Here is a 19,864-nt window from a genome sequence, read left to right as displayed (position 1 = left end):
AGATGAACGAAAATAAAATTATAGATATTATACATCAGGCTGAAACAAATAAGGTTCAATTGTTTGTAGAAGATGGAGAACTTAAGTTTAAATCACAGAAAGGATATCAATTAGATAAAGAGGTTATAAAAACTTTAAAGGAAAATAAAACTAATATTATTTCCTTCCTAAAAAAGGAACTAGATCAGGATAATGAGGTCGTTCCGGCTATAGAGCGTCATATTTCACCTGATTTTATCCCTTTGTCTTATTCTCAAGAGCGATTGTGGTTTATCGATAAGTTGCAGGGTAGTTTACATTATCATATACCTGGAGTTTTTCGTGTAAAAGGCGCTTTAGATATTTCGTGTTTAGAATCTTCGATCCTTAAGGTTTTATCGCGTCATGAATCCTTGCGTACAGTTTTTGGTGAGGAGGATGGAGTTGGCTATCAGAAGATACTAGAGGTTGATAATTTTTCGATTCGTGTCCTTGATTTTGATTCAGGGTTGGGAGAGGAAGGGTTAGATGCTTTGATTAGAGAAGATATTTCTCTTCCATTTGATTTGAGTAGTGATTATATGCTTCGTTGTAGTGTTATTGAGTTATCGTCTTCAGAGTTTATTTTGCTCTTGGTTTTACACCATATTGCTTCAGATGGTTGGTCTTTATCTATTTTGGTAGAGGAGATGGTTGGCTATTACAATTCGAAGTTATCGGGCGAGGATTTGTTACTTCCTCCTCTTCCTGTTCAGTATTCTGATTATAGTATTTGGCAGCGTGATTATTTGTCAGATTCGAGGTTATCTTCGAAGTTATCATATTGGTTGGATCATTTATCAGGAGTTTCGCCTTTACTGTTTCCCACAGATTATGCCCGTCCTGTTGTTCAGAGTACATCAGGATCTCGTTATGTTTTTGATATTAGTTCTGCGGTTACTTCAGGGCTACATTCTCTTTCGCGTTCGAGTGATAGTACGCTGTTTATGGTTTTATTATCGGTTTACAAGGTTTTGTTATACCGTTATACAGGTCAGGAAGATATTTGTGTAGGTACCCCTATAGCAAACCGAGGTCAATCAGAGGTTTCTTCTTTGATCGGATTTTTTGTAAACACATTGGCTTTACGTAGTCATTTGAGTGGTGATCAGTCTTTTCGTAGTTTTTTATCTGCAGTTCGAGAAATGATGATGCAGGGTTATAAGTATCAGGATGTTCCCTTTGAGAAGGTTGTCGATGGTTTGGATATTGCCCGAGACCAGGGTCGTACGGCTTTGTTTCAGACGATGTTTACCTTACAGAACAATACTAGTATTTCAGATTTACAGTTAGGAGATAGTTGTGTTGAGTTGTTGGATATTGCCCGTGATACTTCTAAGTTTGATTTTAGTTTTACAGTTACCGAGGGCGCTTCGGGCTTATCGGTTGAAGTAGAATACTGCACTTCCTTGTTTAAGGAGGATACTATCATTAGGTTATGCGATCATTTTGTTTCTTTATTGACTTCTGTTATTTCTACCCCAGACGAGTCTTTAAGCCGTTTGGTTATGTTAAGTGATTTGGAGCGGGAAGAGTTATTGTTAGATTTTAATGCTACGGCTGTTGATTATCCTATGGATAGTACTGTTTTGGATTTATTTCAAGATCAGGTAGTGTCTAATCCAGATCGTGTTGCTTTGGTATTTGAAGATCAGGAGATGAGTTATGGGGAGTTGGATGCGCGTTCTAACCGATTAGCCCATTATTTATTATCTCAGGGGGTAGGAGAAGAAACGTTGGTGCCTATTTGTATAGATCGAAGTTTTGATATGATTATTGGTGTTTTGGGTATTTTAAAGAGTGGAGGGGTTTATGTTCCTATTGATCCGGCATATCCCATGGACCGTATTACTTTTATGTTGAAAGACACTGATGCAGATTTGGTTGTTGTTGATTCAGGAAAGGAATCTTTGTTTGAAGGGATGAGTGTAACAATGATTGTTTTGGATGATTTATCAGAAGAGTTATATCATTACCCAGATAGCGCTCCAGAGGTTGATATTACCACAGATAATTTAGCTTATGTTATTTATACATCAGGTACAACAGGAGTTCCTAAAGGAGTTTTATGTGAACATAAAGGAGTTTTAAACTTGGTACTAAGTCAGATAGAATATATGGAGTTGAGTGAGAAGGATAATGTGTTACAATTTGCCTCTATTGCTTTTGATGCGTTTGGTTTTGAATTATATTCAACGATACTCTCTGGGGGAAAATTAATATTAGTAAAAAATGGAGATTTAAAATCAAAAGAAATAGTAAAAGAATTGATTTTAAAAAATAATGTAACAGTAGCTACATTACCTCCTTCCTATCAAATGATTTTAAAAGATATTTTATTTTCAATAAGAATAGTGGTATCTGCAGGAGAGGCATTACATATTCCTACAACAAAAAAGTTACAAACTAACGGTGTAAAAGTTATTAATGGTTACGGCCCTACAGAAAGTACAGTTTGCGCAACAATGTCTACTAAACCAATATATTCACAAACGATAGCAACTATAGGAAAACCAGTGTCTAACACCCAAATTTATATATTGAATGAAGGCTTGGATTTACAACCTACAGGTGTTATCGGTGAGTTATGTATTGGAGGAATTCAGGTTGCCAGAGGGTATTTAAACCGCCCATCTTTGAGCGATCAGAAGTTTATAGCCAACCCTTTTATAGAAGGTGATCGTTTGTATAAGACAGGCGATTTGGCACGTTGGTTACCTAGTGGTGATATAGAGTTTATAGGCCGTAAGGACAACCAGGTTAAGATACGAGGTTATCGTATAGAGTTGGGAGAGATAGAAGCATCACTGGATGGATTGGCAGGAGTTACCCAGTCTGTTGTATTATCTTTGAAAGACCCCCAAGGTTCGAGTTATCTGGTTGCTTATGTGGTTAGTGGTGTTACTGGTATAGATCAGTTGACCCTTCAGGATGAATTACGAAATACATTACCCGCTTATATGATTCCTGGGATTTTTGTCTTTTTAAATAGTTTTCCATTGACCCATAATGGTAAGATTGATCGTAAATCTTTACCCTCTCCAGATCTTAGCAGTCAATTAAAGGAGTATGTTTCTCCGAGTACAGAAACAGAGCGTTTGCTGGTTGGTATCTGGGAGGACCTGCTAGGTATTGAAGGAATTGGGATTACCGATAATTTCTTTGAACTAGGGGGTGATTCAATCAAAGCGATCCAATTGGTTAGCCGTGGCGCTTCTAAAGGATTTCATTTTGCCGTTCAGGATATTTTCACATATCAGACCGTTATGGGGCTATCATCGAATTTGCAAGTAGAACAGCGTGTTGAAAAGGAGGAAGGTTTTTTATCAGGACCTCTGGGATTATTACCGATCCAGGAATCTTTTTTCGCTAAGGGATATGCTGATGCGGATCATTACAACCAAGCGGTATTATTAACTATTGATAAGGGTATTAGCAGTGATGATTTATCACGAGCTGTTGATCTTTTGTATACCCATCATGACTCTCTTCGAATACAGTTTGAAATATCTGGAGGAGTTGTTACCCCCCGTTATAGTCCATTTAAGGGTGAGGTGATAGTTGATCAGGTTTCTAGTCTTTCTGATATTACCTCTTTGTGTGATTATTATCAAGGTGATTTGAGTATTGAGAAGGGAGACCTGTGCCGTTTTGTACTATTACAGACTCCAGAAGGAGAGTTGTATAACCGATTGTTTATAGTGATCCACCATTTAGGTATTGATGGTGTTTCGTGGCGTATTTTGTTAGAGGATTTAGTTTTTTTATTAGAAGGGTTACAGGATGGAGTTGTTCGGGATCTACCGGTTAAGGGGAGTTCCTATCGTCAGTGGTCCTCAGCTTTACAGGAGTATGCTCAGGATGTTGTTTTATTAGAAGAGCTACCTTACTGGCAGGGAGTTTTATCATCTATTGTTGATTTTCCACAGGATACAGATTACAAAGGAGATAGTATTCAGGGGGATTTGGTTACCTATCAATCAGTTTTAGATGCCTCGGATACCAATTTACTGTTACAGGGTGTTTCTGGTGCATATGGTACAGAGATTAATGATTTGTTATTAAGTGCTTTGGCTTTAACATTAGGGGATTGGTTAGATTCAGATCGATTTGTTATAGGATTAGAGGGTCATGGTCGTGAGTCATTATTTTCTCATTTAGATATCACACGTACAATTGGTTGGTTTACGAGTTTGTTTCCTGTTGTCTTAGATGGTTCAGGAGATTTGTCAGAGGTTATCAGTAGAACCAAGGATATGTTACGTGATTTACCTGATAAGGGTATTGGTTATGGAGTGCTACGTTATTTATCAGAGTCCTTAGATGTTCGCGAGTCTTTAAGTAAGGATTTTGAGACAATTATTTTTAATTATTTAGGAGGTTTTGATAATAGTTTCAAAGAAGATGGTTTGTTAGGGTTTTCAGGAGGTTCTACCGGAGATGCTATTTCCAGGAATAATAGAGTTAGTAATTATTTATCGATCAACAGTTTGATAGTTGATGGGGAGTTGCGTATGGATTGGAGTTATGACAGCAACCGTTATCAAGGCGATACCATTGCAGATTTGTCAGAGCTATATATGTTTCATTTACGTTCGATATTGTCCCATTGCCAGGGTATTGATGGCCGTATTTATACTCCTGGAGATTATGGTTTACCCCTGTCTGTAGGTTGGTCTGATTTAGTGTCCTTTAAGGAATCTTCAGTTCATAAGGGTGTTGTAAGTGATCTATACCCTTTAAGTCCTTTACAAGAGGGTATTTTGTTTCATAGTTTATATGACAGTACTACCCCAGCTTATTTGGTTCAGTTAAGTTGTGATTTGTTAGGAAGTGTTGATCTTTCTATTTTCCTTGAGAGTTGGCGTTATTTATGTGATCGTCATACGATCCTACGAACAGGCTTTCATTCTAATTCCTTAGATATTGCGGTTCAATGTGTATATGAAGCTATAGACCTTCCTATTGAGTGTTTGGATTACCGTTCAATGTCCTCTTCTGAACAAGAATCCTCCTTATCTTCTATATTGGGGTTACATAATCAGGAAGGTTTTGTATTAGAAAATGCTCCTTTATGGCGTATTACCCTGATTCGATTAGAAGATACCCGTACACGTTTGGTATTTACGAATCATCATATTTTATGGGATGGTTGGTCATTTCCTCAATTGATGGGAGATTTTATAAACATTTACAAGGGGTTGTTGCAAGGACAAAATATATCTCATAAGGATATTGATGCTTACCGGGATCAGGTTTTTCATTTGAAGGGCAAGAATTTATCAAAAGGCAAGGAGTATTGGCAGGCTTACCTTTTAGGATTGGACTCTCCTGTTTATTTACCATTTAGCTCTTCCAATATAACTCAAGAGATGGAAATGACTAATACTGAAAAGATAATCGTTTTAGATAAAGAGTTAACAGATGATTTGTTGTCTTATTGTCAATCTTCTCGTATTACTATTAATACATTATTACAGGGGTGTTGGTCTTATTTATTATCGAAGTATACAGGTCGTAGGGATGTTGTTTTTGGAGCTACTGTTTCTGGTCGTGATTCTTCAGTTTCATCAATGGAGTCTCGGGTAGGTCTTTATATCAATACGATTCCAGTACGTGCTTTATTAGATGATGAGGTTGCGATTGTTCCGTGGTTAGTAGCGTTACAACAAGGTCATACGACAGGCAGGGAAGAGTATAGTTATGTTCCTTTATCAGAAATACAATCAGACATTGGTATTACAGGGACTTTATTTGATAGCTTATTGGTTTTTGAGAATTACCCTGTAGATCAGGTTATATTGGGGTCAGAAAATTTTTTAGAAATAGAGAATGTTATAGTTGATGAGCAAATACACTATACATTAGGGATTCTTTGTCATACGTCTTCATCAGGGTTGAGTATTAAGTTTCTGTATAATGACACTATTTTAAGCAGTAGTATAATTGATATGCTTCAGGGGCATTTGAAAAACGTTTTAGAGAGCATTGTTAATGGAGCCGAGTATATAAAGGATCTAGAATACATATCATCAACAGAGCAGGATAAGTTATTGTTAGATTTTAATGCTACGGCTGTTAATTATCCTAAAGATAGTACTGTTTTGGGTTTATTTCAAGATCAGGTAGAGTCTAATCCAGATCGTGTTGCTTTGGTATTTGGAGATGCTACAATGACTTATGGAGAGTTGGATTCGCGTTCGAATCGGTTGGCTCATCATCTATTATCCCAAGGTTTAGGAGAAGAAACGTTGGTGCCTATTTGTGTAGATCGAGGTTTTGATATGATTGTTGGTATTTTGGGTATTTTAAAGAGTGGGGGAGCTTATATTCCTATTGATCCGGCATACCCCATGGATCGTATTACTTTTATGTTGAAAGACACCGATGCAGATCTGGTTGTTGTTGATTCAGGCAAGGAATCTTTGTTTGAAGGAATGAATGTGACTGGGATTATTTTGGATGATTTATCAGAAGAGTTATATAATTATCCAGATAGTGTTCCAGAGGTTGATATTACCCTGGATAACTTAGCTTATGTTATTTATACTTCAGGTTCTACTGGAACCCCAAAAGGAGTAATGATAGAACATGGTTCGTTATATTCTTTATTGATTACAATGTCAGATAAGTATCCATTAAGAGAAGAAGATCGAATGTTGTTAAAGACTACTTTTACATTTGATGTTTCCGTTTATGAGCTTTTTGGTTGGGTTATTGGAGGAGGAAGTTTAGGAATATTACCAAAAGGAGAAGAGTTAGATATGTCCAGATTTATAGGAAGTATAACCTCCTTGAATGTGACACATTTAAACTTAGTTCCCTCCTTGTTTTCAATATTTTTAAAGGAGTTGCAATTTTCAGGAATTGATCAGGTTTCCAGTTTAAGATATATTTTATTAGCAGGAGAGGTACTTCCACAATCTTTGGTTGCTGTTTACCATGAGTTAGGGTTGGATGCTTTTCTGGATAATGTTTATGGTCCAACAGAAGCTACAATTTACAGTTCCAGTTATCAGACAAGCCTTTTAACCTCTAGATTGGAGAGGGTTCCGATAGGTTCCCCTTTAAGTAATGTTCAGGCATATATTCTGGATGATTATGTATCACTGGTTCCAGTAGGTGTTATTGGTGAGTTATGTATTGGAGGAGTTCAGGTTGCCCGTGGATATTTGAACCGTCCATCTTTGACCGATGAGAGGTTTATTGCCAACCCCTTTGTAGAAGGAGCTCGTTTGTATAGGACAGGAGATTTGGCACGATGGTTACCTAGTGGTGATATAGAATTTATAGGACGTAAGGACAACCAGGTTAAGATACGGGGGTATCGTATAGAGCTGGGAGAGATAGAGACTTCTCTAGAAGCTTTACCAGAAGTCTCTCAAGCATTAGTGTTATCAAGATCAGATAAAAATGGAGAGCAACGTTTAGTATCTTATGTGATTCCTAATTTAGAAAAACTGGAGATATTGGATAATGAAGAAGAATTAGATATTTCTGATTCACATATTTCAGATTGGGAAGAACTGTGGGAACGAATATACGGCGATGAAGATACTTTGGAGCTATTAACTCAGCCAGATGATTTTAATATAATTGGTTGGAATAGTAGTTATACAGGCGAAGCAATCGCTACAGCTGAAATGAAAATATGGAGAGAATCTACTGTTGCCAGAATACAAAGGTTTTCTCCAGATAAAGTATTGGAAATAGGCTGCGGTACAGGTCTTTTGTTATCACAAATAGCTATTGATACATCATTGTATTATGGAACAGATATTTCGGGATCTAGCTTATCTTATATTGACCAGAAATTAGTAGGAAACCTTCCGAAAAAGACAGAAATAAAACTATTTAAACAAGAGGCGAATGATTTTATGGGATTAACGGATAATAGTTATGATATGATTATTTTAAATTCGGTAATCCAATATTTTTCTGGACCTGAATATTTAGAGGAAGTTTTGATTAAATCACTAGCCTTAGTTCAGGATGGAGGATGCATTTTTATAGGAGATGTCCGAAGTAAAGAATTATTAAAATCATTCTTTTTGGACATAGAATTGTTTAAGTCAGAAGAAAATGCCTTTTTAAACCAAATATATGAACGTTCTATTAACAATGCTCGAGAGGAACATGAATTAGTTGTAGATCCAGGTTTTTTTAAGAGATTACGATTAGCTAATCCTCGTATCAGCCATATCGAGTTAAATCTTAAAAGAGGGGATTTTTACAACGAACTGACCCGTTTCCGATACGATGTTATACTTCATATTGGCAAAGAGAATGTAAAGGTTTCATCCTCAGATACAATTGATTGCCAAAAAGAAAAAATTAATACGTCTCAAATAGAAAATTTATTAAAATCCAAAGATTTAGATAAATTCACTTTAAAGAACCTTACTAATGATAGGTTAGAGGATATTAATCAAACTCGAGATATTATATTTGGTTCAGAAACTCCAGAGAAAAAGTCAGATTTACTGCTTAAGAAAACATTGGCTTCAACTAATAATCTTATCAATATGGATATATGGTGGGACTTAGGAGAGGCTTTAGGCTATCATACAACGATTTTCCTAAACGATAAAGATCCTCGGGGAGAGTATAATGTTGTTTATGTCAAAGAGGAATTAATGGAATCCGGTATTGCATTGGACAATACGGACAATGTTATTTTGGATAACCCTTTGGAAGAGTATACAAATTTGCCAATCTTTCATAGGCTGAGTCAAAAGTTACCTTCTTGTTTGAAGAAGAATTTATCTAAAAAACTACCAGAATATATGATTCCCGGGTTATATGTAATTTTAAATTCTTTTCCTTTAAATTTTAATGGTAAGATTGACAGGAAGGCATTGCCGGATCCAGGTATAACAGATTTGATCACTCAGGAGTATGTCGCTCCGGTTACTGCTACAGAAAAAGAATTAACGTCAATTTGGGAGGAGGTATTAGGAATAAATCGCATAGGTATGAATGATAACTTTTTTGAATTAGGGGGACATTCATTATTAGCAATAAGATTACTGTCCAAGATCAACAATAAGTTTAAACAAGAGTATTCAATATTGCAGGTATTTCAATACCCTACTATAAAGTTGTTTAGTGAATTTTTAAGTTATGGCGAGATAGGTTTTAATTCTTCGGGACTTGTGAAAATAAGTAAAACTATTTCAAAAGATAAAAATACGATTTTCTGTGCCCCTGGTGCTGGAGGAAATATAGTTTCTTTTTATACCTTGGCAGAGGAACTAAAAGAATGTTCAAATATATATGGATTTCAAGCTTATGGATTAGACAAAAAGAGCGATGCATTGAAAAGTGTAGAAGAAATAGCTGCTAGAAATATCCATGATATGCAAAAGGTGGTGCCAAATGGCCCTTATAAATTAGCAGGATATTCGTTCGGTTCAATGATAGTTTACGAAATGGCATTACAATTAATTAGTAAAGGTTTTAAAGTTGATGAGCTAATTATTTTTGACGGAATACCATATATAGACGAAGAAACTCCTAAACATCTATATAGCCAGGGCAGAGAAAGTATTGTTAAAAATCTAATTAGTATTTATGATATGATTATGGAGTTCAGTGAGAAGAAAACTGAAGAAACAAAAATTTATGAAGAAGGCTTGATATCAAAGTCAGAAGAAGAACAGATTGATATAATATATAATAAGTTGATGCTTTTTGAAGTTGACTTTTTTTCAAAAGAGATTTTTAAAAAATTCATAAATGTACATTCGATTCAAACGCAGGCAATGTTCAAATTTCGACCAGATAGGAAAGAAAAAATGAATGTTCCTATAAGCATATTCATTCCTAGTGAAACCGATATAGAATTGATTGAAAAAACTTGGTCAAATATTACGAGTTCTGAGGTTGTGATACGTGAAGTTTCAGGAGAACATCTCACAATGTTAAACCAACCATACATTGTAGAAATAACAAAAAATATAATGCAAAACTTTAATAAATAAATTTTGGATCATTTGATCTTATAAAATTAATCATAGGAAAGAACTTCTTCTTGAAAATGAGAAAGAGGGAGTTCTTATATTAAAACGCTTTTTATTAAAGGCGAATAAATAGATAAAGAATATTACATAATGAAAGTTATAGCTTTTTTATTTAAAAATGTCGATAAAGTCAAAATGACGTTTTTACTATTACTTGCACTAACTACTGGATTAATAAATACTCTAATATTATACTGTATAAACGGTTTTATTGATGAATCTATTCTGAAAAATGAAACGAACGGTATATTATATAGTGCCGGTATAGTATTGTTTGTGATATTGAATGTTATCTTTTTCTGGGGGCTAATAAAAGTTTCAGAAGAACTAATGGCTAATATTAAGATTAATATATTTAATACTATCCTAACAAAATCAGGATTTAAAAAAATAAATGAGTATAAAGATTATATCTACACAACAGTGTCAAGTGATGTAAATATAATTTCTGAAAGCTTATTACAACTTGTCCACATTATTATATCTGTAGCTACCGTTTTATCCTGTTTTATTTACATGGGTTGGTTATCTTGGAAATTATTATTGCTAACATTAGGAATGTTGGTAATAAGTGTTTTAACATTTATATTGCTTTTTAAAATTGCGTATCCCCAATTGGAAAAATCAAGAAATCTTCAAGATGAAATAATATCTTTATTAAATCAAATACTTAATGGGTTTAAAGAGTTGAAAATATTTAGCAAAAAGAATAAGGTAATCGAATCCATAGTAAAAGCTAAGATTAATGAAGTATATAAACATAAAGTAAATGCGTTGACAAAATTGTCAATTATGGCTATTCTGGCAAGTACAATATCATTTTGTTTTTTAGGAATATTATTAATTGTTTTTCCAATTTATTTTCCAAAAGAAAAATCGGTAATTGTAAGTTTTGCAATTGTTTTTTTATTTTTATTGAAACCATTAGAATCAATAATTAGCCTTTTGAGTTTTATATCTCAGGCTAACATAGCGACAAAGAAAATTCTAAATATTTCAAATTTATTAGAAGAAGAACAGCCAAAGTTCGATAGTAATAAAGTCTCTTTTTTTGAGGATATATTAATAAATGATTTAAGCTATACCCATTATGATACACATCATAAATTTAATGTAGGGCCAATTGATTTTGATCTAAAAAGGAATGAGATAGTTTTTATTTATGGAGGAAACGGAAGCGGAAAAACTACGTTTATAAACTCTCTTATAGGGATATATAATCCGGATATTAAGGAAAGATATCTTAATCAAACTAAAATATCTTCTGAACAGTGGAATACTTTTATTACTAATAATGTAGCGCCAATTTTTAGCGATTTTTATTTGTTTGATAAGTTGTATGAAATAGATACTATTGATAAAGTTAAAGTGAACAAATATTTTGAGTTATTCGAGATCACCGATAAAGTATGGATTGACAATGATCGATTTTCAACTATAGATTTGTCAACTGGTCAACGAAAAAGATTAGCTTTGATAAGTGCCTTGTTGGAAAATAGGCCAATACTTATATTGGATGAATGGGCGGCAGATCAGGATCCATATTTTAGAAATAAGTTTTATACCCAAATTTTGCCTTGGTTAGTAAATGAAGAAGACAGAACAATAGTTGCAATTACGCACGATGACAAATATTTTAATGTAGCGGATCGTTTATTCAAGATGGAGTATGGAACACTGATAGAACATAAGAAGTTAGATACTAAAGTAATCTTCTAAACTAAAAAATGAATAGATAAGAGTGAAACCATTACAATTACAGTACTTTTTCATTTGGGAGGCTTTAGGACTTTTAAACACTTCTATACTTACTATGTCCAAGAGCCATGTATATTCTCCCGGTGTAATTACACCGAATCAATTTGTTACGGTAGTGGCAGAAATTTTGGACGAAAATAATATTCCAACTTCGATATTTGCCAGTACTGAAATATATGTCTATTAAACTCTCCCTAATAAATTTTGAAATTAAGGATGATAACTGAAGATAAATATGAGGAAATAAGCTCAGATGATTGGTCGAGTGTAAAAGCTATTCTTATAACAGAGCAAAGAAATTTATGAGGAGAGGTTATAGCTGAAAATGTAGAAGTTATCATTTGTAATAAATCAGAAAAAAGAATGTTTCAAGGTGAAAACCTGAATGCATACAAATTCGATATAAAACTTAATGACACACATTTATATGGTGTAAGATGTACAAATTTAAAAGTTCAACAAAACGATGCAACTACACTATCATATTGATCAATTAAGAAAACATGTAGATAATGAAGAACACCAAATTAAAGTTGAAAGGCATATTAACGCAATAATTCGAGAAGTTGAGTCTGGAGGTGTAATTGTAGAAAAAGAACAGCTAATTATTTTTCATAAGATATGCTCTAGAATGAAAAAGTACAAATATCAGTTTACAAAGAATATTGATAAAGTAGATTATAAAATACTATTAGTCTAGTGTATCCACACTTAATCAAATAACAAATAACTAAAGTTCAGTAAAACGATGTAGTACTTTAATGATCAAATAAAGGACGAATAAGTTTTGATACAAGTTTGATATTACTCACTAAGTATAAATAAATTTCGACACAAACCTAGCATTCCATACTGCTATCTAAATGGCGAATAATAAGTTTTTACACAAATACATCGTTGTCTTTCAGATATTTGATTAATAGGTTAATATAAACAAAACCGTTGTGCTTGTTTTCTAAAATTGTTAATTGATGTAAAACCGTAATCTTTTGATTTTAAAAAACGGTATATTCCCCGGATTTTAACCCTTAAATATAGCATTATAATGAACTATTTTTTTTATACCGTTTTAATATTTTTATTGTTCACTTTCTTCATTGCCTTAATTAAAAAGAATTCTAAACACTCAGCACTTGTTAATAAGCATAACAAACTATTTAAATCTTTAAAAGAACTCAGTGCTAAATTCAAGGGTTTGTCAGAAAAATTTGAAACATATCAAAAAGAAACTGACTATCTTAAAAAATATGAACCTATAAGAGATATAGAAGATGAATTAAAAAAAATAACTATCCAAATGGAAGTTGTAATACAAAAAGCTAATAATGATGCAACTGAAATAAAAAAAGAAGCAAGGGAAAAAGCAAGGCAAACTAAAGAGAGAGCAGAAAAAGCTTTAGAAGAAGCTTATCTAATGGCTAGCAAAATAGAAAACAATGCTCAAAAAAAGGCAGTTGAAATAGCTGGAGAAGCCTGGGAAGCTAAAAATAAGGCAGAGCAATACCAAAAGACCATTAAAGCAATGAAAAACATTATTAAAGGATATGGTGATGAATATTTGATTCCTGGACATAGTCTTTTGGATGAACTTGCTGAAGAATATGATCATAAAAAAGGTGGTCAGGAGTTATTACGAACTCGTAATTTAATAAAATCAATGATTAAAAATGATGAAGTAGCAGAATGTGATTATGTGGATGAGTATCGTGCCAATAAAGCTAAAGAGTTTGTAATTGATGCCTTCAATGGTAAAGTAGATACCATAATGGCAAAAGTAAAACACGATAATTATGGTAAACTGCTACAATCTCTACAAGATGCTTTTAGACTAGTGAACCATAATGGTGAATCATTTAAAAATGCTAGAATAAAAGAAAAGTATTTTGAAGTAGTTTTAGATCAGTTAAAAATTGCTGTAACAGTACAAGAATTGAAAAAGAAAGATCAGGAAGAGCAAAAAGCCATTAGAGAAGCTATGCGTGAAGAAGAAAAAGCACGTAGAGAATATGAAAAGGCAATAAAGCAAGCGGAAAAAGAGGAAAAAATGCTGGCAGAGGCTATGAGAAAAGCCGAAGAACGATTAGGTAAAGCTGCAGCAGATGAAAGAGCTAAATTTGAAGCTGAATTAGAAGAAATAAAACGCCAATTATCAGAAGCTGAAGAAAGAGGGCAACGTGCCATATCAATGGCGCAGCAAACTAGAAGAGGTTATGTTTATATTATTTCAAATATTGGTTCTTTTGGAGAAAACATTTTTAAAATAGGATTGACTAGAAGGCTTGAACCTATGGATAGAGTTAAAGAATTGGGAGATGCTTCCGTACCTTTTTCCTTTGATGTCCATGCAATGATACATGCGGAAGACGCTCCTCAATTAGAAAAAAAATTGCATGAAGAGTTCGAAATTAATAGGTTAAACAAAGTTAATTATCGCAAAGAATTCTTTTCAGTACCAATTCATCAAATTAAATCCAAAATAGAAGAGCTAGGACTTGAAACACATTGGACAATGAAAGCTGAAGCCTTAGAATATAGAGAAAGTCTGGAAATCAACAAACTAAAACCAGAACTTGTAAGTGTAAACAACTAATGCTTAACCATGATATACAAGTGTGAGATTATTGGTGTCATTTCCATTTTTTAATATCAAAAGTGATGATTATAAAGGAATTAAACATAGTAAGAGATTTAAGTAATCCATAAAGTATAAAAACCTAATTTTTTAAATGGAGTATAAATTATTTGGGATCTATTTGAAAGATAGAATTGATATTTATCAATTGTTAATAGTGTTTAGATCTTAATTAGTAAAAACGTTTAGAAATGAAAAACTCAATAAAACTATATAGAGGTCAGTAGTTAGTTACTTATAATTTCTTTTTGATAAATTTTATCACTATCGACCATTTTGTTTATTAGATTATTGAATATCGTGTCTTTTCTCTGAGAACGATTTATTCTAAAACAAAACTCATTAAAGGTAGTGTCCAATAAACTGTGTAAATAAAAAATAGGCGGGTTTTAAAACCCGCCTATTTTTTTTGTTTAATTTTAATAACACAGTTTTCTTATGGAAGATTTAAAGAAACAATTTTTGAACAGTGGCTTACTAGATGGTCTAAAGACCGAAGCCGAATTAATCAATTTATTAAAACAACTACACAGTACTGCTTTAGAATCAATGTTACAAGGTGAGCTTGATGCTCACTTGGGGTATCCCAAAAATGGTAAAAGTCTTGCTGGTAATTCTCGAAACGGAACCACTAGTAAACAGATCAAGACTGAATTTGGTAAAAGTGAGATTACCGTTCCTAGAGACCGTAAAGGCAGCTTTGATCCCGTTGTGGTTCCTAAACACAAGAGCAATTCCTTATCTGTTGAAAATATAGTAATCTCTCTTTATGCTAAAGGAATGAGCGTGTCAGATATAGAAGACGAACTTCAGGAGATTTATGGGTTTAAACTCTCTACTTCGGCTATTTCAATTATTACAGACAGGGTTACCAACACGTCTTAGATTGGCAAAATCGACCTTTGGAGAGTGTTTATTGTGTTGTCTGGATGGATGGCATTGTCTTTAAGGTTAGACAAGCTGGAAAAGTGATCAATAAGACTATTTATCTAGCTGTAGGGCTCAATCGCGAAGGATATAAAGAACTAATGGGTATGTGGCTTGGGCATAATGAGTCTGCTGCATTTTGGCAAGGCGTGCTTACTGATATTAAAGCCCGTGGTGTAGAGGATATTTTAGTAACAGTAACAGATAATCTTAATGGTTTTACCCAATCCATCAAAAACGTATTCCCAACAGCAGACACTCAAATCTGTGTAGTACATCAAATACGAAATAGTGCACGGTATGTGGTGTGGAAGGACAAAAAAGCCTTTACTGGAGATATGAAACATATTTATAATGCTCCAAATAAAGAAATGGCTAAAGCAGAACTAGATCGATTTGCAGAAAAATGGAATAACAAATATCCATATGCCGTGCAATCTTGGCAAAAAAACTGGGATGAACTTACTGTGTTTTTTGACTTCCCATTAGAGATTAGAAAAATCATTTACACCACAAATCTAATTGAAAACCTGAATGGTAAAATTAGAAAATATACCAAAAACAAAATGACGTTCCCAACAGATGATGCTCTCAAAAAATCAGTATATTTAGCTTTAATGCAAATTACTAAAAAGTGGACAGCTCCAATACATAATTGGGGATTGATACTTAATCAGTTCTTAACTATATTTGAAAAACGGGTCCAACTCTAAAAAGTCAAACCCGCTGAAGTTTTATTTACACAAAATTTTGGATACTGTCTCATTAAAATATCTGTTTAAGTTAAAATCACTTACCCAACAATAAGTTGTTCTGATCCAAGCTTTGATTTGATGAATCATTGTGTGGAGTGCCTTAAAGTTAAGCCCTTTGTTACTTTCTATTTGGGTAATATTGTATACCTTGGCGATAGGTCTGTATCCTCTCCATTTATCAGTGGTTACTTTGGCTTTTCTGCTAATATGATTGACAAACATATATTGCAATGATCTAGCAGAAAAATCTTCTATTTTCAGAGCATACATTCTTTTTATTTTTCCTTCTTTAGTAAGCTCTACCGCTGTAATAGCCTTCTTTTTCTTAGCATTATAGCTGCGACCTATTTTACCTTGTTCATAACCTCCCAAAACAAATTCATCTACCTGGACATTACCATCCATTGGATGGTTTTTACTGGAGTTCATGGCTTCCCTTACTTTAAGCATAAATAAACGGGCTGTTTTTTCAGTAATCCCATAACGAATACCCATTTGACTAGCAGATAAACTCTTAGTAGTAGTGGCCATTTCAAAACAAATAAAAAAAGCAGTACGTACTCCAAAACGAACCCTGTGAAATATTGTATTGGCAGTTGGACTTTCTACATCACTACATTTATTACAAGTCCTTGAATGATTCTTTCGTATTTGGTAAGTAGCATTGCCACATTTACGGCAAGCATATCCCTCCTTCCACTTGATTTGACTTAAATATTCTTTACAATCCAAGTCTGTTTTGAAGCGTTCAGCAAACTCTAGAAGGTTTTGTCCTTTAAAAATATTCATAAATAACAATGATTTAGTGACTTTCAAGATAGGAATTTATCTACTGACCTCTAAAACTATAATCTTAAAACCTAAGTATTATGAAAAAGTATGTCGTAGTAATGGAAAAAAGTATAGAAAGATTCCAATTTGAAGTAAATGATTTGATAAATGATGGTTGGGAGTTGCAAGGAGGTGTTTCTCATAGTAATTCACCGAACGGAATCATTTTTCTTCAATCTTTAATAAAAGTTCAATAAAACGATAATGACATCAAAGAAAATTATTATTGATGGTGAAATAATTAAAACAACTGAATTGTTTCTTTCTTATGTCTGTGAAAAATTAGGTATTCCTTTTTCAGTAGAAAAGATTAAAACAATGTACCAGTTAAATGAGGATATTTTTCAACAAAAAAGTAAAGTCATATTTCTTTTAGAAAACATAGAGGCTTTGAAATTACGTATGGTAAGGGAATCTGATGTTCCATTGGACGAGCTTCCTTCAGAAGGTCCCAACATGTTAATGGATTTTGTGTTAGATCACGTTTATAAACAAATCTCTTTATATGATAAAATTCAATCGGCATTCAGAAATAACGATTTCGTTAAATTTCAACCACTTAATTAAAGTCCAATAAAATGATGAATTGTAATAAGTAAATGGCCATATTAGAAAAAATAACTTTTGTCCTCATATTCACTATTTTTATATATTTATGGAATAAGTATGCAGTAACAAAGTTGATTCAGAGTGTTGTGAAAAAAAAATCCAAATAATAAATGGTTATCAAGGAATCAAGAGACAATTATTAAGATATATCAAGGCTTCTTTTGGTCATCACTTTTATTGTTAATTATTAACATGTTATTTAGTAATTAATCTTAGGTTTCTTAAAAATTTAAATAATCGATGGAAAACTATATTCAATACGCTGGAGGATATCAAAAAGATAATATCGATTTATCTGATATTAAAAAGGCCATAAAAGATGTTCAGCAAGCAGATGATGAGCACGGTGCTTTTTGGGTTTCTGTAATAATAGAAAATGAAAATGTAATTGAAACCAATAAAGATTTAAGTCTTTCAATTATTCTGGATGAAGAACAAATGAAGTTTCAAGCTACCAACTGGACAGAAGTTGAGGAGCTTTTCATTTTATTATTGGATGAAAAATTCATCGATATAAAAAATAAAATAAAAGTTCAATAAAACGATCAAAGAAAGAAAACTATGAACATCAAATGTAGATATAAACATTCTTAATATTATACAGTTACAAACATAGGTAACGGTTATGATGGTATACAATCTAGAGGAAATACATGGTTTAAATTTTATTGGTTAGATATGCCAATTTGTTAAGGCACATAGAATGTATGAGTGAAGAAATAATAAAGATATTTGAAGTAAATACTGATGCAATAGCAACAAACAGAGGGTTTTATTATCAATATCTATTGGTATTAAAAAAATGGATTAAAAACTTTATAGATGAAAAAGACATTGTAACCCTTATAGAAGTTGAGGATGACATTAAAGAAGTAGGCGATGAAATTATTTTTACCCAAGTTAAGTGCTACACTTCTTCTTTTAGTCTAAACTCTAAGGAAATAAGGAAATCTATTTTTAATTTTTTTATACTTTATTTCAAATACCTAGACCTGAAGGAGAAATTATCTTTTTGTTTTTCTACTAACTCACAAATATCCAAAAAAGAAAAATTGCTATTACAATGGGTACAAAACCCAGAATTAGAGGATTATAAGCTTCTAGACTTATGCATTAAAAAAGTAAAGGAAATCCTTATCAAAGAAATAAAAGAGAGAAGAATTAAACTTTTGCAAAAAGGTCTTTCAGAGGTTGAGAAAGCATCTGTAAATAGAATCAGTGATGATTTTAAGAATAGAATAGATAAAAATATTATTGGGTCTTTTGTAAAAAGTATCTTTTGGGAATTTAATGAACTCTCCCCAGAAGAAGGTGTTGAATTACTAACAAAGGAAATCCATACACTTTTAGAGCACACAAAATTTAATGGAAAGTCAAGTTCATTGCTTTTTAGAGTTTTGACTTCTGAAATATATAGAAGTTCACAAAAGGAAAAAAAGTCGGAAAGAGTTCTTAATAACGGTCACTTAACAACAATTATTAAGCAAACTGAGGATGATTTATTGCAATTGATTGACAACAAATTGACTAAACTCTTTAAGGTTGAGCTAGAATCGTTAAAAGTAGATGTTGCAAATTTAATAAAGACGGCAGATTTGCATTCAAAGGATATAGGTTTTTTGAAAAATGAGTTAAGAAATACTTCAGTAAAAATTCCTAAACATCTAAATCTATTACCAGATTTTTCTTCAATCGATATATATGGATGGGATGGTTTTTTAAAACAAATCCATTCTGCTTTAGACAAGAAGAAAACTATTTCTATTTATTCAGAAGGAGGAATGGGCAAAACTACTTTTGGTAAAAAATATTTACAAACTTTTGATGAGTACGATCATATTGTTTGGATAAGCGTAGAAAAGTCCATTTCGACCTCATTACTTTTAGATGATACGTTGAGAAATAATTTAAAATTTACAGCTTCAACTGAACCAGAAAGTATTGATTTTGCATTTAGAAATTTATTAAACACTTTGAATAAAATACATGGCAAAAACCTAATTGTAATTGATATTCAGGAATCCAAAAATGAGTTGTCAGAGATTAAATCATTGTCTTTAAGTCCAAATTGGCATAAACTAATTCTAACAAGAAGTCATTTAAAAACAATTCCAAACGAGAGATTACCAAAAATAGATTTCAATATTGCTAAAGAAATTTATTCATCTCATTGTAAAAAAGAAAAAATAAAGGCTAAGTTCTAAAAAGGATATGATTTAGCGCTATATTTTTAAATTCGTTCCATACTGTATTGGAAGCAAAAGCAATAGTAGCCACTGTAGCCATTCTATTTGTATCATTTTTGATTTTTT

Annotated in this window: 10 protein-coding genes and 2 pseudogenes; 10 read left to right on the top strand and 2 right to left on the bottom strand. The window is 32.7% G+C overall.

Annotated elements, in window-relative coordinates:
• Window positions 1–2 precede the first annotated feature (2 nt).
• The 5 genes from ABW636_RS21410 (at window position 3) to ABW636_RS21390 (ending at window position 14,388) form a co-directional block, all read left to right on the top strand.
• The gene (locus tag ABW636_RS21410; RefSeq protein WP_367592142.1) at window positions 3–10,001 is read left to right on the top strand and encodes a non-ribosomal peptide synthetase; all 9,999 of its coding nucleotides are present in this window, start codon (window positions 3–5) and stop codon (window positions 9,999–10,001) included.
• Between the two features lie 129 nt (window positions 10,002–10,130).
• Window positions 10,131–11,759, top strand: a complete 1,629-nt coding sequence (locus ABW636_RS21405) for a cyclic peptide export ABC transporter (RefSeq protein ID WP_367592141.1) — start codon at window positions 10,131–10,133, stop codon at window positions 11,757–11,759.
• A gap of 22 nt (window positions 11,760–11,781) precedes the next feature.
• Window positions 11,782–11,985, top strand: a complete 204-nt coding sequence (locus ABW636_RS21400; RefSeq protein WP_367592140.1) for a hypothetical protein — start codon at window positions 11,782–11,784, stop codon at window positions 11,983–11,985.
• Window positions 11,986–12,264: 279 nt separating this feature from the next.
• Window positions 12,265–12,498: a hypothetical protein gene (locus tag ABW636_RS21395; RefSeq protein ID WP_367592139.1), complete on the top strand. Its 234-nt coding sequence runs from the start codon at window positions 12,265–12,267 to the stop codon at window positions 12,496–12,498.
• Window positions 12,499–12,843: 345 nt separating this feature from the next.
• On the top strand, window positions 12,844–14,388 hold the full coding sequence (locus ABW636_RS21390; RefSeq protein ID WP_367592138.1) for a GIY-YIG nuclease family protein: 1,545 nt from the start codon (window positions 12,844–12,846) through the stop codon (window positions 14,386–14,388).
• A gap of 269 nt (window positions 14,389–14,657) precedes the next feature.
• Here the strand turns inward: ABW636_RS21390 and ABW636_RS21385 are convergent.
• Window positions 14,658–14,789 (bottom strand): annotated as a pseudogene (locus ABW636_RS21385) (IS1595 family transposase); the annotation flags it as partial.
• A 79-nt stretch (window positions 14,790–14,868) separates the two neighbouring features.
• Here ABW636_RS21385 and ABW636_RS21380 point away from each other — a divergent pair.
• A pseudogene (locus tag ABW636_RS21380) lies at window positions 14,869–16,070 on the top strand (IS256 family transposase).
• A 21-nt stretch (window positions 16,071–16,091) separates the two neighbouring features.
• On the opposite strand, the gene ABW636_RS21375 reads toward ABW636_RS21380, so the two are convergent.
• Window positions 16,092–16,901 (bottom strand): IS1595 family transposase, encoded by an 810-nt coding sequence (locus tag ABW636_RS21375; protein ID WP_367592137.1) that lies wholly within the window; start codon window positions 16,899–16,901, stop codon window positions 16,092–16,094.
• Window positions 16,902–16,981: 80 nt separating this feature from the next.
• On the opposite strand from ABW636_RS21375, the gene ABW636_RS21370 reads away from it, so the two are divergent.
• The 4 genes from ABW636_RS21370 (at window position 16,982) to ABW636_RS21355 (ending at window position 19,756) form a co-directional block, all read left to right on the top strand.
• Window positions 16,982–17,140, top strand: coding sequence for a DUF1737 domain-containing protein (locus ABW636_RS21370; protein WP_367592136.1), 159 nt, complete (start codon window positions 16,982–16,984; stop codon window positions 17,138–17,140).
• A gap of 7 nt (window positions 17,141–17,147) precedes the next feature.
• Window positions 17,148–17,510, top strand: coding sequence for a hypothetical protein (locus ABW636_RS21365; protein WP_367592135.1), 363 nt, complete (start codon window positions 17,148–17,150; stop codon window positions 17,508–17,510).
• Window positions 17,511–17,792: 282 nt separating this feature from the next.
• On the top strand, window positions 17,793–18,092 hold the full coding sequence (locus ABW636_RS21360) for a hypothetical protein (protein ID WP_367592134.1): 300 nt from the start codon (window positions 17,793–17,795) through the stop codon (window positions 18,090–18,092).
• Window positions 18,093–18,259: 167 nt separating this feature from the next.
• A complete protein-coding gene (locus tag ABW636_RS21355; protein WP_367592133.1) occupies window positions 18,260–19,756 on the top strand; it encodes a dsDNA nuclease domain-containing protein in 1,497 nt (498 codons plus the stop codon).
• Window positions 19,757–19,864 lie beyond the last annotated feature (108 nt).

Origin of the sequence: Aquimarina discodermiae, from assembly GCF_040786235.1 — a bacterium.
Classification (GTDB): domain Bacteria; phylum Bacteroidota; class Bacteroidia; order Flavobacteriales; family Flavobacteriaceae; genus Aquimarina.
This window is presented reverse-complemented; position numbering and strand designations above follow the sequence as displayed.

What these genes read in the sequence shown, in the direction of transcription:
- ABW636_RS21375 (WP_367592137.1), bottom strand. Translation starts at nt 16,901, where the DNA reads ATGAATATTTTTAAAGGACAAAACCTTCTAGAGTTTGCTGAACGCTTC.
- ABW636_RS21365 (WP_367592135.1), top strand. Translation starts at nt 17,148, where the DNA reads ATGACATCAAAGAAAATTATTATTGATGGTGAAATAATTAAAACAACT.
- ABW636_RS21355 (WP_367592133.1), top strand. Translation starts at nt 18,260, where the DNA reads ATGAGTGAAGAAATAATAAAGATATTTGAAGTAAATACTGATGCAATA.
- ABW636_RS21360 (WP_367592134.1), top strand. Translation starts at nt 17,793, where the DNA reads ATGGAAAACTATATTCAATACGCTGGAGGATATCAAAAAGATAATATC.
- ABW636_RS21370 (WP_367592136.1), top strand. Translation starts at nt 16,982, where the DNA reads ATGAAAAAGTATGTCGTAGTAATGGAAAAAAGTATAGAAAGATTCCAA.
- ABW636_RS21390 (WP_367592138.1), top strand. Translation starts at nt 12,844, where the DNA reads ATGAACTATTTTTTTTATACCGTTTTAATATTTTTATTGTTCACTTTC.
- ABW636_RS21410 (WP_367592142.1), top strand. Translation starts at nt 3, where the DNA reads ATGAACGAAAATAAAATTATAGATATTATACATCAGGCTGAAACAAAT.
- ABW636_RS21405 (WP_367592141.1), top strand. Translation starts at nt 10,131, where the DNA reads ATGAAAGTTATAGCTTTTTTATTTAAAAATGTCGATAAAGTCAAAATG.
- ABW636_RS21395 (WP_367592139.1), top strand. Translation starts at nt 12,265, where the DNA reads ATGCAACTACACTATCATATTGATCAATTAAGAAAACATGTAGATAAT.